Annotated in this window: 23 protein-coding genes and 1 pseudogene; 8 read left to right on the top strand and 16 right to left on the bottom strand. The window is 55.7% G+C overall.

Annotation, left to right across the window (positions count from 1 at the left end; all coding sequences use genetic code 11):
* Nucleotides 1-16: 16 nt before the first annotated feature.
* Both iolE and iolG read right to left on the bottom strand, forming a co-directional pair.
* Nucleotides 17-922, bottom strand: a complete 906-nt coding sequence (iolE, locus tag HWX89_RS13435) for a myo-inosose-2 dehydratase (RefSeq protein ID WP_178340756.1) — start codon at nt 920-922, stop codon at nt 17-19.
* A 16-nt stretch (nt 923-938) separates the two neighbouring features.
* Nucleotides 939-1,946: an inositol 2-dehydrogenase gene (iolG, locus tag HWX89_RS13430; protein WP_138794040.1), complete on the bottom strand. Its 1,008-nt coding sequence runs from the start codon at nt 1,944-1,946 to the stop codon at nt 939-941.
* Nucleotides 1,947-2,067: 121 nt separating this feature from the next.
* Here iolG and HWX89_RS13425 point away from each other — a divergent pair, with 121 nt between their 5' ends.
* From HWX89_RS13425 to HWX89_RS13405, 6 genes and pseudogenes are all read left to right on the top strand, one after another.
* Nucleotides 2,068-3,081, top strand: coding sequence for a LacI family DNA-binding transcriptional regulator (locus HWX89_RS13425; RefSeq protein ID WP_178340755.1), 1,014 nt, complete (start codon nt 2,068-2,070; stop codon nt 3,079-3,081).
* A 375-nt stretch (nt 3,082-3,456) separates the two neighbouring features.
* The gene (locus tag HWX89_RS13420) at nt 3,457-4,185 is read left to right on the top strand and encodes a gluconate 2-dehydrogenase subunit 3 family protein (RefSeq protein ID WP_138794042.1); all 729 of its coding nucleotides are present in this window, start codon (nt 3,457-3,459) and stop codon (nt 4,183-4,185) included.
* Between the two features lie 39 nt (nt 4,186-4,224).
* A complete protein-coding gene (locus HWX89_RS13415; protein ID WP_138794043.1) occupies nt 4,225-6,000 on the top strand; it encodes a GMC family oxidoreductase in 1,776 nt (591 codons plus the stop codon).
* A gap of 3 nt (nt 6,001-6,003) precedes the next feature.
* Nucleotides 6,004-7,323: a c-type cytochrome gene (locus tag HWX89_RS13410; RefSeq protein ID WP_138794044.1), complete on the top strand. Its 1,320-nt coding sequence runs from the start codon at nt 6,004-6,006 to the stop codon at nt 7,321-7,323.
* 104 nt (nt 7,324-7,427) lie between these two features.
* Nucleotides 7,428-7,562: pseudogene (locus HWX89_RS26535) on the top strand (LacI family DNA-binding transcriptional regulator); the annotation flags it as partial.
* Between the two features lie 72 nt (nt 7,563-7,634).
* Nucleotides 7,635-8,456, top strand: coding sequence for a substrate-binding domain-containing protein (locus HWX89_RS13405; protein WP_353505681.1), 822 nt, complete (start codon nt 7,635-7,637; stop codon nt 8,454-8,456).
* A 183-nt stretch (nt 8,457-8,639) separates the two neighbouring features.
* On the opposite strand, the gene HWX89_RS13400 is transcribed toward HWX89_RS13405, so the two are convergent.
* The 11 genes from HWX89_RS13400 to HWX89_RS13350 form a co-directional block, all read right to left on the bottom strand.
* Nucleotides 8,640-9,419, bottom strand: a complete 780-nt coding sequence (locus HWX89_RS13400; protein WP_178340754.1) for an IclR family transcriptional regulator — start codon at nt 9,417-9,419, stop codon at nt 8,640-8,642.
* Nucleotides 9,420-9,590: 171 nt separating this feature from the next.
* Nucleotides 9,591-10,883, bottom strand: coding sequence for a TRAP transporter large permease (locus HWX89_RS13395; RefSeq protein WP_121557832.1), 1,293 nt, complete (start codon nt 10,881-10,883; stop codon nt 9,591-9,593).
* Between the two features lie 66 nt (nt 10,884-10,949).
* Nucleotides 10,950-11,456, bottom strand: coding sequence for a TRAP transporter small permease (locus HWX89_RS13390; protein WP_022557611.1), 507 nt, complete (start codon nt 11,454-11,456; stop codon nt 10,950-10,952).
* Nucleotides 11,457-11,533: 77 nt separating this feature from the next.
* Complete coding sequence (dctP, locus tag HWX89_RS13385; protein WP_178340753.1) at nt 11,534-12,520, bottom strand: TRAP transporter substrate-binding protein DctP; 987 nt, start codon at nt 12,518-12,520, stop codon at nt 11,534-11,536.
* Between the two features lie 174 nt (nt 12,521-12,694).
* Nucleotides 12,695-13,282 carry a glutathione S-transferase family protein gene (locus HWX89_RS13380; protein ID WP_138794048.1) on the bottom strand — a complete coding sequence of 196 codons (588 nt, stop codon included), beginning with the start codon at nt 13,280-13,282 and terminating at the stop codon, nt 12,695-12,697.
* A gap of 75 nt (nt 13,283-13,357) precedes the next feature.
* Nucleotides 13,358-14,032 carry a GntR family transcriptional regulator gene (locus HWX89_RS13375; protein ID WP_246705161.1) on the bottom strand — a complete coding sequence of 225 codons (675 nt, stop codon included), beginning with the start codon at nt 14,030-14,032 and terminating at the stop codon, nt 13,358-13,360.
* Between the two features lie 53 nt (nt 14,033-14,085).
* Complete coding sequence (locus HWX89_RS13370; protein WP_022557607.1) at nt 14,086-14,553, bottom strand: VOC family protein; 468 nt, start codon at nt 14,551-14,553, stop codon at nt 14,086-14,088.
* Nucleotides 14,550-15,647, bottom strand: a complete 1,098-nt coding sequence (locus tag HWX89_RS13365; RefSeq protein WP_138794050.1) for a mandelate racemase/muconate lactonizing enzyme family protein — start codon at nt 15,645-15,647, stop codon at nt 14,550-14,552. The genes HWX89_RS13370 and HWX89_RS13365 overlap by 4 nt, the downstream gene beginning before the upstream one ends.
* Nucleotides 15,647-16,456: an SDR family NAD(P)-dependent oxidoreductase gene (locus HWX89_RS13360; RefSeq protein WP_138794051.1), complete on the bottom strand. Its 810-nt coding sequence runs from the start codon at nt 16,454-16,456 to the stop codon at nt 15,647-15,649. Before HWX89_RS13360 ends, HWX89_RS13365 begins: the two co-directional genes overlap by 1 nt.
* Nucleotides 16,457-16,458: 2 nt before the next feature.
* A complete protein-coding gene (locus HWX89_RS13355; RefSeq protein ID WP_138794052.1) occupies nt 16,459-17,529 on the bottom strand; it encodes a glycerol dehydrogenase in 1,071 nt (356 codons plus the stop codon).
* Nucleotides 17,526-18,359 carry a shikimate dehydrogenase family protein gene (locus HWX89_RS13350; RefSeq protein WP_138794053.1) on the bottom strand — a complete coding sequence of 278 codons (834 nt, stop codon included), beginning with the start codon at nt 18,357-18,359 and terminating at the stop codon, nt 17,526-17,528. The genes HWX89_RS13355 and HWX89_RS13350 overlap by 4 nt, the downstream gene beginning before the upstream one ends.
* Before the next feature lie 79 nt (nt 18,360-18,438).
* Here HWX89_RS13350 and HWX89_RS13345 point away from each other — a divergent pair, with 79 nt between their 5' ends.
* Complete coding sequence (locus HWX89_RS13345) at nt 18,439-19,473, top strand: L-idonate 5-dehydrogenase (protein ID WP_138794054.1); 1,035 nt, start codon at nt 18,439-18,441, stop codon at nt 19,471-19,473.
* A 17-nt stretch (nt 19,474-19,490) separates the two neighbouring features.
* Nucleotides 19,491-20,969, top strand: a complete 1,479-nt coding sequence (locus HWX89_RS13340) for an NAD-dependent succinate-semialdehyde dehydrogenase (RefSeq protein ID WP_138794055.1) — start codon at nt 19,491-19,493, stop codon at nt 20,967-20,969.
* A gap of 83 nt (nt 20,970-21,052) precedes the next feature.
* On the opposite strand, the gene HWX89_RS13335 is transcribed toward HWX89_RS13340, so the two are convergent.
* The 3 genes from HWX89_RS13335 to HWX89_RS13325 all read right to left on the bottom strand — a co-directional run bounded on the left by HWX89_RS13335 (nt 21,053) and on the right by HWX89_RS13325 (nt 24,693).
* A complete protein-coding gene (locus tag HWX89_RS13335) occupies nt 21,053-22,027 on the bottom strand; it encodes a transketolase family protein (protein WP_138794056.1) in 975 nt (324 codons plus the stop codon).
* A complete protein-coding gene (locus tag HWX89_RS13330; protein WP_138794057.1) occupies nt 22,024-22,878 on the bottom strand; it encodes a transketolase in 855 nt (284 codons plus the stop codon). The genes HWX89_RS13335 and HWX89_RS13330 overlap by 4 nt, the downstream gene beginning before the upstream one ends.
* A 450-nt stretch (nt 22,879-23,328) precedes the next feature.
* Nucleotides 23,329-24,693: an MFS transporter gene (locus tag HWX89_RS13325; protein ID WP_210271394.1), complete on the bottom strand. Its 1,365-nt coding sequence runs from the start codon at nt 24,691-24,693 to the stop codon at nt 23,329-23,331.
* Nucleotides 24,694-25,141 lie beyond the last annotated feature (448 nt).

Raw genomic sequence — 25,141 nt, 5'->3', positions numbered from 1 at the left:
CTCCGTTCCAATCGGGTCAAGCTGCGAAAAGGTCGTGCATGTGAAGGAAGGCTCGGGTCACTGCTGGCCGCGGCGGTGCGTTGGCCGGATCCTGTTCAGCCTCGATAACAAGCCAGCCCTGATAATCATTGCGAACAAAGCGCACGACGGGGCCGAAATCGACATTGCCGTCACCAGGAACAGTGAACATGCCGGCGCGCACACCAGCATTAAAGCTGAGATCGTTGCCACGGACGTCTGCCATTACGGGCTCACGCATATCCTTCAGATGGATGTGGTTGATACGATCGCCGAAACGGTCAATCAGCCTCGCGTACTCGAACCCACCACCGGCGGCATGTCCGGTATCAAGCAGAAGCCCTACCTCCCGCCCCGCCCTGTCGAAGAGCGAGGAAATCTCGTCGAAGGTCTCTGCGACCATCATCAGGTGATGATGATAGGCGAGTTTCAGACCGTACGCTCCGCGAAGGCGCTTTGCGAATTCCGTCAATCTGGAAGCATAGGCGGCAAGATCTGCCGTTGGCATGATGAGGCGTTCGGACATCGGTGAATCAAGGGGGGCGCCTGGCGTCATCATCGCTACCTCGCCGTAGACTAGAACCTTACTGCCCATATCGCGCAGGAGGGCTGCGTGAGCGGCCACCGCGGCCATCTCAGCATCAACGCCACGTTCCGCAAGCTCCCCCGAGTACCAGCCGGAGGCGAGTTCCAGGTCGTGGCTCTGCAAGAGCGGGCGAAGCACTGCCACCTCTCGGGGAAACTTTCGACCCAACTCGACACCTTTATAGCCGATTGCCGCCGCATCGTTGAGACAGGTCTCTAGCGGTATGTCGCGTCCGAGATCTTCAAGCACATCGTTCACCCATGATAACGGGCTGACGGCAATCCTGACACCTTCGGGCAGAAGATTGGTGATATTCATAGTAATGCCTACTTTCTCAAGGGTGCCAGTCGTGACTGATGCGGACGGGTGAGCCAGTTTTCATCGAAACGATGGCCGCCTCGGCAAGGCGCTGCGCCTCCAGCCCATCACGGATCCCAGCAAGGGGTTTGGAGCCATTGTCGATCATGTCGACAAAGGCGTGCATTTCTGCGCGATAGGCGTCGGCAAACCGTTCAATGAAATAGCTCATGGGTGTCGAGGAATGAAAACCGTTTGCATCGGCGATCATGACGCCTCGTTGCGGCCGGTTTTCGACGTAGAGCACCTCGTTGGAACAAAGGGCCTCGAGCCTCTGATCGTAGCCAAAGGGCGCTCGCCGGCAATTGATCATCTGGACGAAGCGGCCCGAAACCGAGGTCAGTGTGATCATTGCCGTGTCTATGTCACCTGCGGCTTTGATCTCCGGATCTATTAAGCTGTTTCCAGCGGCGTAGACGATGGCAATTTCCTCTCCAAGGAGATATCTGGCCATGTCGAAATCATGAATTGCCTGGTCTCTGAACATTCCGCCCGACCGCTCGACATAAACGCGTGGCGGCGGTGACGGATCGCGCGTGTGCATGACGATATGCTCCAATCGGCCAGCCTGCCCGCTCACAATTCTCTCTCGGATCAGACGAAAATCCGGATCATATCGGCGTTGGAATCCCAGGAGGCAGGCTATACCGGATTTTTCAACCTTGCTTGTGACGTCCACGACGGTTGAAAAATCAAGGCTGACCGGCTTCTCACAGAATACGGCTTTGCCTGCTCGGGCCGCCCGCAAAAGAAGTTTCGCATGGGTATCAGTGGAACTTGCTATGATGACGCCTGTGACGTCGGGATCGGCGAAGACCACTTCCGGCTCGCAGAGCACGGCATGGGTTTGGATTGCCAGATGGTCGCGATGCTCGCTAGCTACGGGGTCAACGATGTATTTCAGGCGCACTGAAGGGTGGGCGGCCGCATTCAGGGCGTGCACCTGCCCAATGCGGCCCGCGCCAAAAACGGCGAGCTCGATCATGTATTTAGCCTCCCTGCCCCGAAGCGCCCTCCATGACGTTCGGTTGGAGAAGATGATAGCTTTAGGCTCTTGACGCGGTATTCTATTTTTGAAGAGATTTCTTCAAATGGAGGTTCTAAGCATGGGAAAGATCACGGCCAAGGACATAGCCGGAGCTGCAAACGTTTCGCTTTCGACCGTTGACCGGGTTCTCAATAATCGCGGCGGCGTCACGGAAGCGAAGGAAAGACGCGTTGTCGAATGGGCTCGCAAGCTCAAGATTGATCGTGCTCTCAATCAGAGGGCGGCCCGAACGCTCAGGATTGCGGTGTTGCTACAGCGCCCCGAAAACCCTTTTCACGCCGCTGTCCAGACTAATTTTGAGGCAGCAATGCGGGATTTTCCACAGTTCAATTTTCAATTCCGGATCTATCACATCGAGCCGGCGAAGCCGGGTGCAACAGCTAGCCTGATCAGGAGCCTGCTGAAGACATGCGATGGATTGGTAATTGTCAGTGCGGCAGATGAAAGTATTGCCGCGGCATTGCGAGAATTTGGCAGGTTGGGCAAGCCGGTGATCACGCTTGTCACAGACATCGCAGGCTCGGAGCGTTTTGCCTACGTCGGTCCCGACAACGTCAAGGCCGGCAGAATTGCCGGGGATATGATGGGGCGCCTTCTGGGCAAGGGCGGTGGAGATGTCCTTGTGGTTTCCGGCATGCTAAGCATGATGGGACATGAAGAGCGTGAAGCCGGATTCCGTGCCGTCTTGAACGAACGCTATCCTGATTGCCGTATAACTGACGTGCTCGAAAGTCTTGAGCGCGCTGAACGGGCGGGGGATCTCGTTTTCAGCGCTTTGAAACGCAACTGCGCCATTCGCGGCATCTACAACGCGTCAGCGGGAGCGTCATCCGTCGTTAATGCCGTTGAATCCCTGGGCCGAGCCGGAGAAATCGTCTTCATAACTCACGAATTGACGGACGACAGACGACAATTGCTTCGAAAGGGCCTGATCGACGTGGTCATCGACCAAGGACCGGTTTTCGAGGTTCGCACTGCGATTGAGGCACTCGCAGCTTTCTTTGGACGCAAGGAAGATCCCCCAGCCTCGCTCATGACGCCGGTTCAACTCCACACTATCGAAAATTGCTGAATCCATTCTGAGGGCCCAGCCCGCGCGATCGATGCCTCAATCTCTCATTCAAATTGAAAGAGTTTTGCGGTTCGTCATTGAATTCGCATTGCGGCGTCTTGTCGCGTCAGATGCACGGCGATAGGGAGGTCGGAGGGAGGCATGAGGTAGAGATGTTTTGGAACATTCAGACCAGCCAACGCCCCTTATATCGATCCATTGGTTCAATCTGTCTTTTCGGCACGCATCCGCCGAACACACGTTTTTAATAGCACCCCATTCGCGGGGTTGAGCACTGGTTTCGGCCGGCCTCCTAAACGTCCTTTTCCACCAATCAAACGAGCATGTCTTCGGTCATTCCGCGGCCGATGGCGCGTGTTCGATCGAAAGTATCCGATGAAACGAAGAGAAGCACTGTTTTCGCTCGGAGCCCTTATTGCGGCACCGGTGGCAGCAAAAAAAGCAAACGCTGAGGTCCTGCACGGATATCCGCAGGATATGGCACTTGACCCAAATTTCTTGCCAAAGACGATAAAGCGTGGGGGTGCCCGCGCATTCCTTACCGATGACCGTGAGGTGAAGACCCTGAAGGCGGTCTTTGATCGGTTCATTCCAGGCGACGATCTAGGCCCCTCTGCCTCGGAAGCAGGCTGTCTTGACTTCCTCGACGCCCAGCTTTCCGGCGCGTTTGGGGAAGGAGCGTCGGTCTATCGAGAGGGTCCAGCGCAGCCGCACGAAGAGCAAATGCTGCAGAAGGCGCAGTTCATCGCCACTCCGCGGGAGCGTTACCGTACCGGTCTAAAGGCTCTCGAGACCTATGCCCGCAAGACGGACGGCGCATCCTTCGCCGACCTGCAACCTAATCGCCAGGACGAGATCCTTTCCGGGATGGAAATAGGCGAGATCGACCTCGGCAAGGACGTCAATACCAAGGCCTTCTTCGAGCTGATGCTGATGAATGTCCGCGAAGGTTACTTCGCCGATCCGCTCTATGGCGGCAACAAAGACATGGCCGGCTGGAAGATGATCGGGTTTCCGGGCGCGCGCTACGATTACCGCGCCTACACCGATCGCACCGGACAGGAACTCAACCTCGTCCCAGTCAGCCTAATTCCCAAGGACTGACACGCCCTCTCCGCACGAATTTACACCAAGGCAATATACATGGTTACAAAACGTCCAAAGGCCGACGCCGTTGTCGTCGGTCTCGGCTGGGCTGGCTCGCTCATCGCCGAAGAACTTTCCCGCGCCGGGATGAACGTGGTCGCAATCGATCGCGGTCCCTGGCTCGACACATCTACCCACACCCCGCCGGCTGTCGATCCCGACGAACTTCGCTGGAGTTCGCGAAAGGAGTTGCTGGCGCCGCCGCGCGACAACACAGTGACGATGCGCAATAACCTGAACCAGACAGCGGTACCGCAGCGTGATTTCGGCATTTTCGAACTGGGCGGCGGAACGGGTGGCCAAGGCTTCCACTGGGCCGGCATGGCCTGGCGCTTCACGCCTTGGGATTTCGAGGTGCGCAAACGCACGATCGAGCGTTACGGCATGGCCCGCGCCGAAGACGGCGAGCTGCAGTTGCAGGACTGGGGCATCACATATGATGACCTGGAACAGGATTATGACCGCTGGGAGCGGATTTCCGGTATCGCTGGCAAAGCCGGTAACCTGAAGGGCGAAATCTCTAGGGAAGGCAACGTTTTCGAGGGTCCACGCTCGCGCGAATATCCGACCCCGAAGCTTAAGACCCTACGGATGATGGAGATCTTCAACAAGGCAACGACGGAGATGGGGCTTAACCCGTTCACCATTCCCTGCGCCAACGTTTCGCAGGCCTATGTGAACCCGCTTGGTGTTAGCATGGGGCCATGCACCTATTGCGGTTTCTGTCTCTATTATGGCTGCGGCAACTATTCGAAATCGAGCCCGCAGGCCTGTGTGTTTCCGGCACTGATGCGCCAGCCCAACTTCACCGTCATCACCAAGGGATACGTCACACGCGTCAACAAGGCTGCCGACGGCAAGACCGCGACGGGCGTTACCTATATCGACGAGGCCGGCAATGAGATCGAGCAACCGGCTGACATCGTCTGCCTGACGGCGTTTCAGATGGACAATGTCCGCCTGCTCTTGAACTCGCAGATCGGCAAACCCTACGACCCGATCACCTCGGAAGGGACGATCGGCCGAAACTTCTCGTTCCAGACTGTTTCAGGCGCAGACCTGTGGTTCGAGGGCGACAAGATCAATCCGTTCATCGGGACCGGCGGCCTCGGCTCGCAGATCGACGATTATAACGGCGACAATTTCGACCATTCCGATCTGGACTTCATCGGGGGCGCGGGCATCCTGACGCTGTCGCGCGATGGCGCGCCGATCGCCAAGGCCAATAACCTGCCGCCGGGTACGCCGCGCTGGGGCTCCGGCTTCAAGAAGGCCTATTCGAAATATTACCAGAATTACGGCGTGCTGTTTAACCAGGGCACGTCGATGCCCACCAAGCACGGCTATCTCGACCTCGACCCGACTTACAAGGACCGGTACGGTGTACCACTTCTGCGACTGACCTACGACTATGCCCGAAACGACCGTGCCATGGCGAAATTCACTATGGATCGCGCCGTCGAGATCGGTAAACAGATGGGCGCGTCGCATGTCGAGCCTTTCAACTTCGCAGCCAAACCGTTCACCACCGCAATTGTTGCTTCCAACCACACGATCGGTGGTGCCGTGATGGGGGCCGACCCGAACACGTCGGCAGTCAACCCTTATCTGCAAAGCTGGGATTGCCATAACGTCTTCGTCGTCGGCGCCTCTGCCTTCCCGAACAATGGCGGCTACAACCCGACCGGCACTGTCGGCGCGCTTGCACTTCGCGCCGCTCGCGCCATCCGTGAAAACTATGTCCGCAGTCCCGGCGCATTGGTGGAGGGCTGATCCATGCCAAACTGGAAAAAGATACTCGGCGGCTTTGCCGCCATCGGCGCGGTCGCGGCTGCAGGTGTGGGGTTTTGGGTCTATGACAGTCTCAATACTGGACGCTCCTCAGTGGCGGATGACAAAGTGGCCTTGGCGGACTTCAAATCGACCGACCCGGACGCCATCATGCGCGGCGAATACGTGATGCGAACCGGCGACTGCATGGCATGCCATACCGAGCACGGCAAATCACCATTTGCTGGCGGTTATGAGTTCAAGACGCCTTTCGGCACGCTCTTGTCCTCCAACATCACGCCGGATCGCGATACGGGCATTGGCGCGATGACGGAGCGGGACTTTTTCGATGCCGTGCGCCATGGTCAGGGTTCGAAGGGTTTCCTTTATCCGGCGATGACCTATACCGCCTATGCCAAGCTGACCGACCAGGACATGCATGACCTGTGGGCCTACATGTCCAACGTCGAGCCGGCGGCACATGCGGTGGACGAGAATGCAGGGATGAATTTCCCGTACAATATCCGTCTCGCCATGGCCGGCTGGAACATGCTGTTCTTCGACAATAACGGCTTCGTCCCTAACCCGGCGCAATCGGACGTGTGGAACCGCGGCAAATATATCGTTGAAGGCGGCGGACACTGCGCAGCATGCCACAGCCCGCGCAACGCACTCGGCGCTGAAATGGCAAGCAATTACCTGGAAGGCGGAAATCTGGGTGAATGGTTTGCGCCCGACATCACAGGCAACCCGCATACCGGGCTTGGCGACGTGTCCAACGAGGCTATCGTCGAATATCTGAAGACCGGTTCGAACCACCTTTCGATCGCCACCGGTCCGATGGCGGAAGCGGTTGAGAACTCGACACAATACCTTACCGATCCCGACCTTCATGCGGTCGCGATTTACCTGAAATCGATCGAGGGAGGCAAGACGACCGTTCCAGCGCCGATCCCCGCCGACGAGCCGGGCATGGTAGCTTCGGCGCTGCGTTACGAGGTCAATTGTTCGGCCTGCCACGGCTTTCAGGGCGAAGGCATTCCGTCGATGATCCCGGCCTTCGCCAAGAGCAACGCTGTCATGGCAGATGATGCTACCAACCTTATTCGAGCAATGTTGGTTGGTGCCCGCGCCGTCGCGACCCATGACAAACCAACGGGTGCCGGCATGCCTTCGTTTGAGTGGAAAATGGATGATCGCCAGATTGCCGAAACGCTCACATACATCCGTAACAGTTGGGGTAATACCGCAACACCGGTAAGCTCAGGCGACGTCGCAAAGATGCGCAAGCAATTGAACGCCCGACCTAACCTTTTTGCGAACTGAACGCGCAGCGAAGTCGCTCAAAGATATGGCAGCTTGACTCCCGTTGCCATATCTCATTGAAAACCGGTCCGTCAGTCATTCAACGGTGTAACAGATATCAAGCCATGAAAAACCGGGTTACGATCATCGATCTTGCCAAAGCTGCAGGCGTCAGTGTTTCGACAGTTGATCGCATCATGAACAAGCGAGGCCCGGTTCAACGCGCCACCGCCGAACATGTTCTATCCGTCGCGCAGAAGATAGGTTTCAAGGGCGTTCCGAGCCTTCGCCAGCGAATTTCCGAAGATGCTCCGGCAAGAACGCTGGGTTTCGTGCTCAACAAGCGTGAGCGGCACCTTTATGGAAGCTTTGCAAAAGCATTGGTTGACGCAACCCACGCCTCGACCACAATCAAGGGGCGCGCCATTATTCGTCATGTCGATGATATGTCGCCACGCTCGATCGCTGATGCCCTACTCGGCCTTGCGGATGAATGCGATTGCATCGCCGGTGTTTGCATTGAACATCCGCGCGTCAATCAGGCAATCAACGAGCTTGCCGCACGGGGCGTCCCATTTTGGGCACTGCTTTCAGATGTTTCCGCGTCAAACCGTACAGGCTTTATTGGAACCAACGGATGGAAACTTGGGCGAACAGCCGGATGGTTCATGTCTCGCCTTTGCCCACCAAACAGCACGATCGCAGTCCTGATTGGCTCTGAACAGTATCTGTGCCAGAAAGAGTATGAAGCAGGCTTCCTCAATTATCTTCAGGAAGCAACGTGCGAACTTACACGCCTCCCGACAAGGCAAACGAACGAAGACGACGAGACCGCTTCCCTCGCGACACGTCAGCTTCTGGCCGAGAACAAAGATCTGAGCGGAATCTTCATGAGTGGCGGGGGTATCGACGGCGTTGTCAAAGCACTAGCAGAATGCCCAGATCGAAATGTTCGGGTTGTAAGTGCCGAGATATCCGATCAAACTCCCGGTCACCTGATTGAGGAATTGATAGACGTTGCCCTCAGTCATGAGTTTGAGCGCGTGGCCGAAGCCGCGGTTCAGAATATGGAAGCCTCTATCGTCGGAGAGCGCAAGCGGTCACCAGTTATCTTTTCCATCCCAATGAAGATCTCCTTGCGCGAGAATCTATAAGCCATGTTTTCAAGACGTTTTCTGCGCATCCAATCGGGGTCCATCTGATGGCATTCCTGTAATGTGCTGTCTGTGCGATACATTGGTGACTGAAGCCGAGGGCCAGCAGTACTGAGCATCCTGTCTTGGAATATGTCCGACATCCCTGTCGTTTGCCCTGGGTCAGGTACGGTCACCGCAAGATTATCCGGTTAGTCGGTTCGCGAATTCGACAACCATCTCTCTAATCCGATCTATGTTCTGGGGTCCGATCTCGCACGAGAACGTGCTCGCACACACTGCAGCCACCGTCCTTCCGTGGGGATCACGGACCGGCGCTGCAATGGAACTCACGCTCTCCCTCACCTGCCCCTGCTCAAAGCAGAATCCACGCTCGCGCGTTTCAGCCAGTTCTTTTACCAGTTGCTCCATCGTTCTGGTACTGAGCAATGTCGTAGGTGCGGGCAACCCGTTTGGAAGCATGCTGTGTAACTCGATCTCTGACAGTTCCGACAAAAGAACTTTGCCAGATGCCGAAAAACATGCCGGTAATCTTGTTCCTACCGGAAAAGTGAGGCCCATTGAGCGGTCCGCATTGCTGGAGCCAATGGAAACGGCATCATTGCCATCAAGAACAGTCAACGTAATCGTACAGACTCGAAAATCGGATCGTTCAGAGACCAGCGCGTAGAACTTCGAGACGATATCAAATTCTGTGTCGAAACTCTTGGTCCAGCGCGTCGGATGGGCGCCAACAATGAACCGTCCAGTTTCGAGCTTGCGAAGCAGCTCAAGTTCGACCAGGACCTTCAAAAGCCCGTGGGTGGTACTTTTGGGCAATGAAAGCAGGCGGGCAATGTCAGCAGCACTTAGCGCACCTTCCGCACCGGCAACCATATCAAGAATATCAACAGATCGGCGCAATGCAGGTACATTTGACTGAGAGCTTTCCAAGGCCAGTGAGGATGCCGCGCGTTTGCTCATGAATACTCCGCAAGAACTGTGAAACGGACCCGCGAAAGGAATGCGCTTTCGTTGAAATCGGGGCATCACCCTAAAAAGCGTCCGGTTTTCGAAAAGGACCGCAGCGGTCGATCAAGATTAGAGATAATCGACCCAACCTGCGACCAACGACTTGCCTCAAAGCACCATGGATCAAAGGAACATCTGAGGTACGACGAGGGAAATCCAAGGGATGTAGGTGACGAGAAAGAGAACGACCAACAAGGCGAACAGAAAAGGCCAACTCTCGCGAATGTAGTGGCCGATTTTGACCTTGGCGATCGATATCGTGATGAACATCATCGTCCCGACCGGTGGAGTGAAACCTGCGATCGTCAGGTTGATCGACATGATGATCCCGAAGTGAACGGGATCAATCCCCATCCCCAGAATGACCGGTACGAATAGCGGCGCCATCAAAATCATCGCAGATCCGCCTTCAAAAAAGGCCCCTACAAGCAGCAGGATGAGATTGATTACAAGCAACATCAAAAGAGGATCGGAAATGCTGCTGGTCAACGCAGTTGCCACCATTCCCGGGATGCCCTCCCAAGTCAGATAGGCAGAAAACACTGTGGCAGCACAGATAAGGAACATAACGCCAGCAGTTGCCAGAGCGGATTCCATCAGAATTTTTGCAGCATCGGCCCAGCGCAGACGACGATAGACGAAGGCTCCGACAAGGATAGCATAGATCACACAGACTGCGCCTGCTTCAGTCGGTGTAAACAAACCGTAGCGCAGACCACCGAGGATGACGATCGGAAGGAAAAGTGCCCAGCTTGAATCGAGTGCCTGGATACCAATCTCTCGCCAGGACGCACGACTGTCGCGGCTCGGCTTGTAGGCACGTTTTTTCGAGATGATTGCAACTGTGATCGCGATTGCGACATAGATCAGCAATCCGGGAAGATAGCCAGCAAAGAAGATCCGCGTGATCGATACGTCTGCGACAAGTGCGTAGAGGATCAAGATAATACCGGGCGGAATGATTGGCGCGATGCACGACGACGCTGCAGTAACGACGGTCGAAAAACCCTTGTCGTAGCCAAGGCGCGTCATTTCCGGCACGATCATCTTCGTGGTCATGGCTGCATCCGCATTGGCCGAACCGGAGGGACCGCCGAGCAGCATGTTGACGAGCACGTTCACCTGCGCCATGCCGCCGGTGTAATGGCCGACGAGCACATTTGAGAGTTTCAGGATCTTCTCGGTAATTCCCGAATAGTTGAAGATCACACCGGCACAGGTGAACAACGGGATGGCCAGATAGGAAAAGGCTTCCGTATTCGCCATGAGGTTCGTGACCATCGTATCGGTCGGCATCAGACTGTTGACGAAAACGAAATAGAACGCCGCAGCACCGATGAGTGAAAGCGCAACGGGAACACGGAGAATGAATAAACCGAATAGCAGAAAAAGCGGCAGATACGACGTAAAGCTCATTTGAGCCCCCATAGGCTCCCTTGCGAGAGCAAAAAACTGAAAGAAGTTGCGGGAATGGCCCTTGTCCTACATTTGTTCTTCGAGGTCGACGGAAGGTAGCTCTTCTCCCTTGAGAAGCATTCCGAGGAAAACGAGGCTGTAGAAGGTCATGAGAGCGAACGAGACGGCTGGCGCAAGATTGACCCAGAAGTAGGGAATATCCAAGAAGGCGGTGCGCCGTACCCAGCCTGTTAGCGCCAAACCCGCACTGAGGTAGAAAAAGTACCCGCAAATGACGACCATAATCACATAGCTGATGATGTTCGCTACAAATCTGCTGCGATCGCCCAGCATGTCGACGACAAGATCCACTGCGATCATGGCGCGGGTTCTAAACAGGAAAGACAGTCCGAAAAATACCGAATAGCCAAAGGCGAGGTAGGCGACTTCCTCTGTGAACACGAGGGAGTTGCCGGTGGTAAAACGGATGATCACATTGATGGAAATCACAGATACCATGACCGCAAATGCTGCCATCGATACGTAAGCTTCAAGCCTGGCGAAGGCTCCCATTATCCTGTTTATGGTATTCATGATTATCGACCCCGATGTAGAGTGACGGTGCCTGGCAATGCCAGACACCGGGTCTGCTGCACTTAGAAGCTGCGGTCCTACTTGATGGTCTCAGCCATCTTTTCGTAGACACCGGGAGTCCATTCGGGGAAACTGGCCGGGACTTGGGCTGCCGCCTCGAGGAATGAAGCTTTGTCGACATCGTTGAACTTGATGCCCTTGTCCTCAAGGGTTTTGCGGAATTCCGTCTCCAGAGCCTGAATTTTTGGAATTCGTTTGGCAGGTTCCGCTCGCCCGACCGTATCAACGGCCTTCTTTGCGTCGTCCGGCAAAGCGTCATAGACTTTCTGGCTCATCAGGATCGACGTGGTTGCAACAAGGTGGCCGGTCAACGAGATGTCTGGACGTGTCTCGTAAAGCTTGGAGGAGTAGAGCAACGACAGCGGCGCCTCCACTCCATCAGCAACACCCTGCTCGAGTGCACTGTAGGCTTCCGACCAAGCTGTGTTCGTCGGATTGCCACCGAGAACCTTGGAGACCTCATTCCACATTTTCGTCGGAGCGTTTCGGATCTTCATGCCCGCCGTATCGGACCGGGTTTTGATCACCCGGTTGGAGAGCAGATGGCGAGTGCCAAAGTAGACGAGTGTCACAACCCTCAAGCCTTTTTCGGCAAGCTTGGTCTCCATGGCCTTCACAGTATCTGACGTCCAGAGCTTCTCGATGTCTTCAGGCTTTTTCACCAGATAAGGTGCCATGAAGGTGGAGAAATCGGGCACGTAATTGGACAGGTGGCTCGGATCTGAATCCTGCAGAATCGGAGCTCCGCGGGAAACTGCATCGATCACGTCGACCGTCTTTCCCAGAGATTCTGATGGGAAAATCTCGACCTTCAAGGTTCCGTTGGAGGCAGCCTCCAGCTCCTTTGCAAAATCCTGCCAGAGTGGAAAGGTTTTGTCCTGATTGGAGACAACCATATTCATGCGTAGCAACGTTGGCGATTGCGCAAATGCTGGCAACGCACAGGACACTGCAAGGCTGACGGCTACACCCGCTGAGACGGCTCGACGTGTCAATTTCAACATATATTTCCTCCCGATGGACGTGTCGTGCCTCCCCGGCACGGTTAATACGATCGCGACCAGTGGTCGTGAGCGACGCATTGCTCCTCCAGCGACACTCGATCCTCTTGGCCTCAGTCATATATCATGCATCATATTCTTTCGGCGTCAAGCCCGCCACCGGCCCACGGCTGCGTCTTATTCAAACAAAGTGGCCTGCATGGACGGTCTTTGCGAAACCTCTTCCAACCACCGGCCAAGTGCGGGATGACGATCGCGCCAAGCATCGGCTGAAAATCGGAAATCCAGATAAGAGAGCGCACAGGCGATCGAGATCGTACCGACATGAAAACGGGAAAGTTCTGCTACCTCATCCTCAAGACGCGCCAACGCCTGATCTATGGAGCGCCTGTAAAGCCTGATCCGCTCAGGGGACTGCTGCTCTGTCGGGCGAAGGGTTTCATGGCGTTGTGGGACAGCAGCATCCATGATCCCGTCACCAAGTGCCTGCTGCAACAGCGCCCGCCAACGCGCGCTGCTCTCAAGCGGAAAGAGCTTCGGACCATAGGTGACATCAAGATATTCACTGATCAAAGGACTATCAAAGAAGGCGGTACCATCGTTCGCCAGCAGTGCCGGCACACGGTTCAGGGGATTGATCGCACCAAGGGCGCGGTCGTCTGACATCGCGTTGACGGGAACGAGCTCAAGCGGCACACCAAGCTCGTGTGCTACCACCCTCACCTTACGGGAATAGGGCGAAGGAACTGCGTAAAGAAGTTTCATAGGGTTCTCCAGACGTGAAAAAGCGTCCGCCGATGAGGTCATCGACGGCCACAAAATTCAGAAATTCAGGATTAATCAGACGGCGGTTTTGCGCTCTGCTTCGAGGGTACGCACCATCTCCTCACCCCACAGGATATCCTCCTGCATGGCGGCGCGACTTGCCTCTACGTCCCCAGCTTCCAGCGCTGCAATCAGGTCATAATGCTTGTGATTGTCGCCCGAAAGCTGCCTCACCGGCATACGGTCGTGGAACGTGCGAAGGAAGGGTCCCATAAGAACCCACATGTTTTCACAGATGCTTTCCAGGATCGGCAACTGTGCCATACGCAAGATAGCGAAATGAAAATCGCGGTTCAGAACGCTTGCGCGCTCAGGACTTGTGGCAGCCGCCTTGATGAACTCAGCGTTGATCGACTTGAGTGCCTTTATGTCCGCCTTTGTCGCCAGCTCGGCCGCGCGCCCCGCAGCAACGCCTTCAAGCTCCATGCGGATGCGCTGCACCTCACGCAGGCTTTGTGGAGATAGGTCAGGTACCTGAACGGACGTCGCAGCACGCATTTCCAGTGCGCGTTCGCTAACGAGGCGGAAAATAGCCTCTCGCACTGGAGTGATGCTCGTCCCGTACTCCTCCGCAACACCCGATATTGTCAGGCGTTGGCCAGGAGCGTACTGGCCATCCATAAGGGCCGTGCGCAAGTTGCCATAAAGCTGTGTCGATAGGTTCTCCCGCGAAAGAGGTTTCTGGGCCAATGCGGTTTCCTTTCTGGCAACTGAACAAATCATATATGATCTAACATACTTCTTTATGATCTGGGTAGCTCGACCAACTCGATAAGCACGCCATGTGGATCACGCATGTAAAGCCCGCGTAAGCCGGCCGCGATGCCTTCGGTTATTTCGGCCAGTTGGCCTTGCTCGGATCCGCCATGACGGAGAATATCGTCGCGAAGCGCCTCGACATTTTTGATTCTCAAGCAAATGTGAGCCGCGCCAGGCTGGCTCCCGCGAGGAATAGACGGCGTGTCCTGCTCTTCGAACTCAATGAACTCGATATGGCCGCCATGACCGTAGAGATGCACCAGCTTCACCTTAGCACCCGGAACCCCCATAAAGCGTGAGATCCAAGGCTCCCGCCGCTCGCCGACCGGCTTTGCTTCAAAGCCCATGACGTTGGTCCAAAAAGTTACGGAGCGATCGATATCAGGGGTAATCCATCCAGTATGGTCAAGGCTGGATTGTCCCCACTTCTCGAGGTATTGCTGATCTGTCATTTTGAGAAAATATCCTGACGGTTTGTGTAGGGAGCCAGACGGTCCCAGTCGAGGGCCAGTCCTGCGCCTGGCCGCCCAGTGGCAACGATCTCTCCGTTCTCCACGATCGGGGGAGACAGGAAGAACTGATCGATAGGATCGGCACCAACTTCCGGCATGATCATTTCGACACAGCGGACCGTATCGAACGCCAGTGCCAGTTGCGCGTGGAGACCCGCAAAAACATGCGGAATAACAGGTCTGTCAAAGGCGCGGGCAACTGCAATCGCTTCGACCGCGCCGGTGATTCCACCACTCACCGAAGCATCCACCCGAACAATACCACCTGCAGCGGAGAGATCACGGAACCCGGCCAGATCAATGACATCCTCACCAACCGCCAATGGAATATCGAGACGTACTGACAGAGATGCGATGGCATGGACTTGTGTCGGCGCGAACGGATCTTCCACAAAAGCACCACCAAGCTTTTCCGCGAGCCGGCACCATGCAAGCGCCTGATCAATACTTGTCCACGACCAATGCGCGTCAATCCCGAATTTAACTCCTGCCGGCAACGAACCGGCCAGAGCTTCCATCACTGCCTTGTCAGCCTCAAAGTCATGGCCATCAATCATGCACTTGATGGTCCTGAACCCGCGAGCTGCGAGATTGGCGCCTTCTTTTGCGGCCCGTTGTGGTGTCATGCCGTAACCAATCACCGGCATCACAGCGACCCTGTCACGGACTGCGCCCAACACATTGGAAAGCGGCTGGCCGATGGAGACGCACCATGCGTCCCACAAGGCAACATCGCACAGGCTCATCCCCCGGATCATGGCTGCACGTGGTGCGGGGGTCGGCCCCAGTGCAAGCTTGCGGAGCCGGTTTCGGTCGGCAGCTTTTTCGCCAGGATAAAGTCTGGCGGCTCTTGCAACCAGGTCGAACAGTGGCAGGCCGCGATCGTAACCATATGCGTAACCTTCCGATCCATCCGAAAGCACTAGCCGCACAACGACATAGTCCCGTTGTACAATGGTTATCGGTCCAAGCTGAACCGGTTTCTGCAGCGGAATACAGACAGACCTTGCCTCGATTTGTGTAATTGTCGTCATCAGCTTGCCGCGCCCAGATCTGCACTTTCTGTCAGGAATGCGTTGGCTGTCATGCCACCATCCACCATCAAGACATGACCGGTCACGAAACTGGCCGCTTCGGACGCCAGGAAAATCGCCGACCCCATGAGTTCATCTGGCTCGGCCCAACGTCCCAGTGGCGTGCGGTCGATGACCTGCTGCTCGAATGTCCCGGTTCCCAATACCTTCTTGTTCATATCCGTCAGGATATAGCCAGGACCGATCGCATTGACGGTGATACCGCAGGACCCGAGCTCTGCCGACAATCCGCGTGTAATGCCGACCACCCCATGTTTGGCAGCAACATAGGAGATAACGCCCGGCCGCGAGCTTATGGCCATAACGGAAGCAGTATTGATGATACGGCCATATTTCTGCTTGCGCATGTGGCGGATACACTCCCGAGCAACGCCATAGAGCGAGCTGAGATTGATGGCGATGACCTTGTTCCAGTCATCCATGTCATGGCTCTCGACCGGCTTTCGAATAAGAATACCGGCATTGTTCATCAGGATGTCGAGCCTGCCATTGCGCTCTGCAATACCATCGACGGCTGCGGCAACAGCTGGTGTGTCAGTCACATCAAAGGTAACTGCTTCGGCACTCCAACCTGAGGCCCTCAGACTTTCAACTGCGGCATTGGCGTTATCGGCATTGATGTCGTTGATAACGACATGCGCGCCGGCCGAAGCAAGTCCTTTGGCGAACGAATACCCGATGCCACGCCCGGCACCAGTCACGAGCGCAACCCTGCCCTTCAACGAGAAAAGTTCGGTTCCTGTGATCATGATCAGGCGGCCTCGATGACTGTGATGGCGCGGGCAATGTCTTCGGCTGAAATCGGCTTTGCAAACTTCTTCATGTGCGCGGCCTCGGCCGACACGGTCGCGATGGTGTCCACAACCGAATTCGATCGATCGTCAAGGCCGAGATCAGCTAGCTTCAGTGGCAATCTGGCGTCCCGGTAAAAATTGTACATGTCCGCCATGAATTCGTCGTCACGCCCTTCAAGCACGAGCTGGACGAGGAGCCCATAGGCAACCTGATGACCGTGAAGGGCGTTGGCTACTCCGGGCACCGCAGAAAGACCTCTAGTCATGCCATGCGAGACCGAAAGCCCACCGCTTTCAAATGCCAGGCCGCTCATTAGAACGCAGGCCTCGACCAGTGCTTCCAGATGTTCATCCGGTTCACCACGCTCAAGAGACTGGTAGGCGGCCACAGTATGGTCTCGCACCGTATCGTAACAGGCGTGAGCAAGCGCAAGGGCAGAACGCGGCGAGCCAGCACCGAATACGTTGTTACCCTTCGCACCAACACATTGCTCGACTTCGAAGCGCTTGACGAGTGCATCACCCACGCCAGCGGACAGGAGTTTGAGGGGTGCCTTTGCGATGATTGCTGTATCGACCAGCACCAGATCAGGATTAGAACGATTTTGCTCGACGCCGACCAGCTTGTGATCGCGGTCGTAGACTACGGCGATATGACTGGTGGGAGAATCGTTCGAGGCAACTGTTGGCACCGAAACAAACGCTGCTTTCAGAGCTTTCGATACCAGTTTTCCTGTATCGATGGTCTTTCCGCCACCGGCTGCGATCACCACATCGAATTTCGCACCTGATGCCTCACCCACGAGCCGTTCGATTTCGGCATAGGTGATTTCACCGCCAAAACGAAGATCTGTGACTGTGACCCCGGCCTGCTTCGCGCTGTCGGTAATGGCTTTGCCCACGATCTTGTTGACGTTGTCGTCGGCAAGCAGGATCGCGGAAGTGCCGAAACCCGCAAGTTCTTTACCAATGGCTGCAAGAACGCCTGGCCCCTGAATGTAGCGGCGGGGAGCCCCAAAAATGATCATGCTTTTTCTCTCCGGATATTCGAAAAATGCTCGCCCGAAGCGTTTCGGACGACGAAATCAATGAAAGGATCTATCTGGCCCGTCAGCATATGAACGCCTTCGTGGACCGTCGCACCACGCAACCGCGCTTCCTGCAAAAGTCTCGTGACCGGGGGGGACATGATGACCTCGGCGACTATAGTCCCGCGCTCCAGCGTAGCTGGATCTATGGGCAGCGGATCGTTATCGTGCATGCCAAGTGCCGTTCCGTTGACTACCAGGTCAAAGCCCGTGCCATCTGCTTTCCCGACACTGATGGGAATGGCGGGATAGAGCGGTGTTAACCGTTCCACCAGCGCATTGGCACGAGACTCAGTGCGGTTGCTGATAACCAGCTCGCGAATGCCTGATGCCAGGAGCGCATCGGCTATAGCGACTGAAACGCCTCCCGCCCCTATCAGGAGCGCCCGTTTTCCTGCGGGATTGCGCCCGGTGCGGCTCAGCCCGCCGGTAAAGCCTTCACCGTCAAGAATGCGCCCAACCAGCGCCCCGTCATCCTCCTTGCGGACGACATTTGCAACGCCGAGCAATGCTGCTGGACCTTCGAGCCTGTCGCACAAGGCAGCCACCGTTTCCTTATGGGGAATCGTTATGATTGCGCCGGGTACGCTCTCGCTGACACGCAGCGCGTTCATCACACCCGCAAGATTGTCGGGATGGACTTGCCAGGGCACCAGTACTGCATCCAGCCTGCGCTCGGCGCAACGCGCATTGAAGAGCTGTGGCGTTCGCAAATGCGCCGACGGATACGCTATGTGCACGAGAACTTGCGTTCTCCCGTTAATCTCCATTTGCGCCTCCCTCGCATTGTCATCACGTATCATGCATGATATTTGATTTCCGTCAACGCTAAAGTCCACGGGAGGAACAATGAAGGCAGTTGTATTACACGCACCACACAATCTTATGATTGAAGATCGCCCGATACCGATGCCGGGTGAAGGTGACGTGCTTGTTCGAATTCACCGAGGCGGCATCTGCGGCTCCGACATGCACTATTACCACCACGGCGGCTTCGGAACCGTGCGCATCAAATCTCCGATGGTGCCAGGACATGAACTCTCAGGCATCGTCGAGCGCCTTGGGGCCGGTGTCTCCAGTATCGCTGTCGGCACGGCGGTTGCGGTCAATCCATCGCTTGCGTGCGGTACTTGTTCTTTCTGCGTAAAGGGTATGTCCAGACATTGCTCGGACATGCGTTTTATGGGCAGCGCCATGCGGACCCCCCATATTGATGGTGGTTTTCGTGAGTATGTTGTGGTGCGGGCGACCCAAGCAGTCCCGGTCGGCGAAATGGCTGGACTCGAGGAGGCGGCCTGCGCTGAACCGCTGGCTGTGTGCCTTCACGCCGTCTCCCAGGCGCCGGATTTACGAGGAAAGCGTGTGCTCGTCACGGGCTTTGGACCAATTGGGGCGCTCACGTTTCTTGCAGCCAGACACGCTGGTGCCGACGCGATTTCGGCTACCGATATCGCCGACATGCCTCTCGAACTTGCAAAAAAGTTGGGCGCGGAAGCGGCCTGGAACGTCTCCGCGGCAGATGTCATGGAGGAAGAATTCCGCGATCGGGGACAATTCGACGTGGTCTTCGAGTGTTCTGGCAGTCCCGCCGCAATGCGGTTGGCCATTGGTGTCACCAAGCCAAGTGGAACGATTGTTCAGGTGGGTTTGCTACCGGACGAGATCAAGGCCGCATTCAACCCAATGATCACCAAGGAAATCACGTTTCGGGGTACGTTCCGGTTCGACAGCGAATTCGATCTGGCTGTCCAGCTAATCTCGGACCGCACGATCGACGTTCGGCCGATTATTTCGCGAACATTTCCATTTGAGCGCGCCGATGATGCGTTTGCCTTCGCCCGAGACAGGCAGCAGGCCATCAAGGTCATGCTCGAATTCGCATAAAAGAGGTAAAGCATATAATGACAAACGATCTTCGATCCCGGCTCAATGATGCGAGCCTGCTTACAGACAAAGCCTTCATTGCCGGTCAATGGGCAACCGCCGACAGTGGCGCTACATTGGCTGTCGACAATCCCGCTACCGGTCAGACAATAGCGCTCGTACCAGACATGGGGCGGCCGGAAGCCGCGCGTGCCATTGACTGCGCCCACATTGCCCAGAAAAAATGGGCGTCGCTTACGGCAGGCGCGCGCTCCAAGATCTTGCGCAAGTGGTTCGAGCTGATGATGGAAAATAAGGAGGATCTGGCCATCATCCTCACCACGGAAATGGGCAAGCCGCTCTCGGAGTCGCGAGGCGAAGTTGCGTACGGTGCGGCATATGTCGAGTGGTTCGCTGAGGAAGCCAAACGCACCTACGGTGACATGATACCGGGTCATGCCGAAGACAAACGCATCATGGTCATCAAGCAGCCTGTTGGTGTTGTGGGCTCCATAACCCCCTGGAATTTCCCGATCGCCATGATCGCCAGAAAGGCAGCACCGGCACTTGCTGCCGGCTGCACATTCATTTCGAAACCCGCGAAACAGACACCGCTTTCAGCACTTGCGCTGGCGGTCTTGGCAGAGCGCGCGGGTGTTCCCGCTGGCGTGTTTTCCGTCCTAACGTCAGCCTCCAGTTCATCGATCGGCGCCGAATTTTGCGAGAATGAGAAAGTCAGAAAACTAAGTTTTACCGGATCAACGGAAGTTGGCCGTATCCTGATGCGCCAGGCTTCGGACCAGATCAAAAAGCTCAGTCTCGAGCTTGGTGGAAACGCACCCTTCATCGTCTTCGAAGATGCGGACATTGATGCAGCGGTCGAAGGTGCAATCCTCTCAAAGTTTCGCAACGCAGGTCAGACGTGCGTTTGCACCAACCGCATTTACGCCCATGACAGCATCTACGAAGCTTTTGTCGAGAAACTGGCGAATGCCGTGACCAATCTCAAGATTGGCGATGGGCTGGCTGCAGAAACGAAAATCGGACCGTTGATCGACAACGCTGCGGTAGAAAAAGTCGAAGAGCACGTCGCGGATGCCCTGTCGAAAGGGGCGACGCTTGTCGTTGGCGGTCAAAAAGATGATCGTGGTGGACGTTTCTTCCGGCCGACGGTGTTGCGTGATGTCAGTCAGGACATGGCGGTTGCACGTGAAGAAACCTTCGGGCCGCTCGCCCCGGTCTTTCGCTTCAGCAGCGTTGAAGAGGTCATAGAAATGGCCAATGACACGATTTTCGGATTGGCCGCCTATTTCTATGCCCGTGATCTGTCTCGCGTCATCAAGGTCGCAGAGGCGCTCGAATACGGTATCGTCGGGGTCAATACAGGACTGGTTTCCACCGAGGTTGCACCATTTGGTGGCATAAAACAGTCTGGTACCGGCCGCGAGGGCTCGAAATACGGCATCGAGGATTATATGGAACTCAAATATATCTGCCTGGGGGGCATTGGGAGCTAATCGCTCCCAATAATCAAATAAAAAGGCGGTTTCTTTCGAAGCCGCCTTTTTTGTTGCCGTTATTAATCTTGGATTTTTCGTGATCAGACGAAGCGAGATGCTACTTCCTCGATACCAGCTGCATCGAGTTTGTAGTGCCGGTAAAGGTGCGTTGGCGGTGCGATCAGGCTGTATTCATCCATGATCCCGTGCCGCACAAGCCGTGCAGTGCCGGGGTTTTCAGCCATCACTTCGGCAACTGCAGAGCCCAATCCGCCGAGAATGTTGTGCTCCTCAATAGTCAGTATGGTCCGGGAAGCCTTCGCCGCTTCCAGAACCGCATCGGCATCCAGTGGCTTGATCGTATGCATATCGATCAGGCCGACCGAGTGGCCCTTTGCATTGAGCGCCTGCATGGCCGCTTTTGCACCATGGACTGGCATGCCGCAGGCAATGATCGTGAGATCTTTTCCGATGGCATGGACCTTCGCGTTGCCGATGCGGAACTTCTCCGTGTCGTCGTAGATCACCGGATCGTGGCCACGATGGGTACGGAAATAGATGGGTTCCTTGTAGACAGCTGATTCCAATAGCAATTGCTTGTACTGTTGGCCATCAGACGGAGAAATGACAGTCAGGTCTGCGATCGCACGCATGGTGGAGATGTCCTCCGTGGCATGATGCGACGTACCGTAGAAACCCATTGATATGCCCGTATGATGACCGATGAGTCTCACCGGCTGAGCGCAATACGCAACGTCCATGCGGATTTGCTCGCACGCAAGCAGGCCAATGAACGAAGCGAAGGTCGCGACATATGGGATCAGACCGGTTGTGGCCATGCCGGCCGCCGCGGAGACCATATTCTGCTCCGAGATGCCGAACTGGACGAAACGGTCGGGGTAGCGCTCTGCAAAGGCAACAAGACCGTTTGAGTGCTGGAGATCTGCGGTGCCTGCGGCAATGGGATGACCAGCCTCGACCAGTTCGATCAGCGCGTCCGAGAGCACGGACAGTGATGGCGCCTTTTTGTTCAGATCACGGTACTGCCAGGACTGCGGGTTTTGTGGGGCATTCATGATAGGACTCCGTCAAGAATTGTCTGGCGTGCACGTTCTTCATCGTCTGGGGCAAGCCAGCCGAGATGCCAGCCGGGCTCGGTTTCCATATAGTCGATACCTTTGCCTTTAAGCGTCTTTGCTATGATGCAGCACGGTTTCGTCCGGCTTCGGTCTGCCTTCACCTCCCGAAGTTTCTGGGTCAGTTCGACGATATCGTGACCATCGACGACATGAACTTCCCAACCAAACGAACGCCATTTCTCATCCAGTGGTTCAATCGCGATCACGTCATCGACCTTGCCATCCAACTGGTAACCATTGCGGTCGACGATCGCGATAACGTTGGAAACACCGTGGCTTGATGCGTTCAGCGCGGCTTCCCAAACTTGGCCCTCCTGCATTTCTCCGTCCCCGAGAAGGACGAAAACGTCAAAATGCTGCTTCTGGATACGTGCGCCGTGCGCCATGCCCACGCCGTTTGAAAGCGCGTGGCCGATCGAGCCAGAGCTGAAGTCAACGCCTGGTACCTTGCGCATATCAGGATGATCGCCGAGAGGGCTACCAAGACGTGTGTAGTCGTCGAGCCATTCCTTCGGAAAGTAATCGAGATCGGCGAGTATCGGAAACAGCCCAACTGCCGCATGGCCTTTGCCCATAAGGAAGCGGTCACGCTCCTCCCACTTCGGCTCGCCGCGTCGGATGTTCATCACATCATAGTAGAGGGAAGAGAAAATCTCAGCACAGGAAAAAACGGACGAGTAGTGTCCGACTTTCGCAATACTGATGAGCCTGATGGTCTCCAGACGGACGAACTTCGCCCTCTCCTCGAGCAAGGCAATCTGCTCCGCCCCAAGTTCGGTGTTCTGCATGAACAAATCCCACAATTTTAAAGTTAGAAGGCGCCGGCATCCGGCGGGCCAAGATCTACTGGCAGTCCTCCGCTGTGGCCTCCACCATCAGCCATATGAAGATAGCTGAGGGAATATCATGCGTCAAGCATCATGCATCATATATGATGTGAGCTGCGCTAGTTTTGAAGCGCCTTCCCAAAAGTAACTTCCATACGCGCTGGCATGCCGACCAAAAAGTCCAGTCGCCTCACAGCACGACCTGATCAGTTGCGACACTTCGTTGGTCCACGTTGACTGAGAAATAAAACGGATTTTCCGATGCCACGGGTTGTTCGCGTGTACCGGCTTTTTCAAAGGCTGCCGCGCAACGTCCGGTAAACGACTGCGGGGAGCCGACGTTAAATAACGCAGTCGCACCCGATCGGATCAAGGACCGGGTGCAAAACTCCAGTGGATGGCAGACGCCAATTACAAGGCGTCGCGTTCGTCGATAAGATCGCGTGTTCTCGTCTCCGGCGCCAAGCAAGCCGATATCAGAGAAATCGCGGCAAGGAGCATGATGTAGAAAGCGATTGGCCACCACGAGCTGAAATAGGAAACGAGAGCCGCACATATGAACGGTGCGATACCCGCGCCCAGCAGGCCACCAATTTCCTTCGATGCGGTAATCCCTGCCAGACGATGGCGAGAGCCGAACATCTCTGCCATCCATGCAGATTCGATCGCGTACATACCAAGAACACACGTGCCGAACGCGAGAACGAAGGCGATCATAATAAGCGGTGTACTTCCGGTGTTGATCATGTAGACGCCGGGAATGGCAAAGAGTGTCTGGAAACCAGACAAGGCGATGTATACCGGCTTGCGTCCGTAAATGTCGATTAGCTTCCCGACCACGGGAATGCTTAGATAAGCAAATACTGACGCGACAATAAGCGCCATTGTGCCGATCGATTTGCTACTGTTGGACAAGGTGCCGATGTATCCGACGAGGAACACCTGATAAACGACGGATGTACCACCCTCGCCGAGCCGAAGCCCGAAGCATGTCGCGAAAGCCTTTCTTCCGCTACCAAAGACACCGCGATAAATCTCACGGATTGTCTTTCGTTCCTGCTTGGCAGAAACCTCCACAAATGTCGGACTTTCCTCTACACCGCGCCTCATCCAAAGGCCCCACATCGCCACAAGGAAGCTGGCAAGAAATGGCAGACGCCACCCCCAGCTCAACAATTGCTCATTCGGCAGGAGGGTCACAAGAAGCCATACAGCTGAGGCGATAAGAGTACCGGTATTTGTCCCGATGCAAAGGATCGAACCGATAAACCCTCGTTTATCCGCCGGCGCGCTTTCCACAAGCAACGTTGAGGCACTTGCTAGCTCGGCCCCTGCTCCAAACCCCTGCAGCATTCGCAAAGCAAGCAAGAGGATGGGCGCCCAGACACCGATTTGGGCGTAGGTTGGGAGCAAACCGATTGCAAAGGTAGAAACCCCCATAAGAACGATGGTGACGACCAGGATATACTTTCGGCCCAGACGATCGCCCATCGCCCCAAGGAGCAGTCCCCCGACAGGTCGCACGGCGAAGCCTACAGCATAGGTGGCGAAGCTCGCCAGTAGTCCAAGGGTTGGATTTGTTGCTGGAAAAAACAACGTGTTGAAGACCGTTGCAGCAGCCAGCCCGTAGATCACGAAGTCGTAATATTCCAGCGCTGTCCCCAAAAATCCGGACAATGTGCTTCGGCGCGATGTTGCAGTGCTGGCGCCGTGCTCCTCGCAGTCGATCTGATCCATACTTGTACTTGTCATTTTCACTCCCATAGCCGCAACCATCACGCCGCCCGACGCGTGCACGCTAGGCACGCCGTGTGGTTGGTTCCTCCAAAACTGAGCCGCGCATCATGCATGATATATGATTGGTTGCAAGGAGGAGAGTGTCATATTTTGCAAGCCTCGATCCCGTTCAATAAAGACGAGGCGTCTAGTATTCGCAAAAAGCACAGCCAAAATGACGCTGTAGCTGAAAATGCCGGAGCAGAACCGCCTCCAGATACGTACTATCGGATCAAGCTCGGGGCCGGTGGCTATCCGGGTTTGTTAGTCACGCATGCCGACGTCCCAAGGACAATTTATGCTCTTGAAGGGAATCGAACTTAAGTCCCATTTTTCCGCCGGACTTCCAGGACCGCTCGCGCGTCTGGAGCCTAGAGAGAATTCCCAGGCGCTAATGCCACAACGCCGAAATTGGAACCGCCGATAATCGTTCTCCAAATGGAATTAC

Origin of the sequence: Rhizobium sp. RM, from assembly GCF_013390595.1 — a bacterium.
Lineage (GTDB): Bacteria > Pseudomonadota > Alphaproteobacteria > Rhizobiales > Rhizobiaceae > Agrobacterium.
This window is presented reverse-complemented; position numbering and strand designations above follow the sequence as displayed.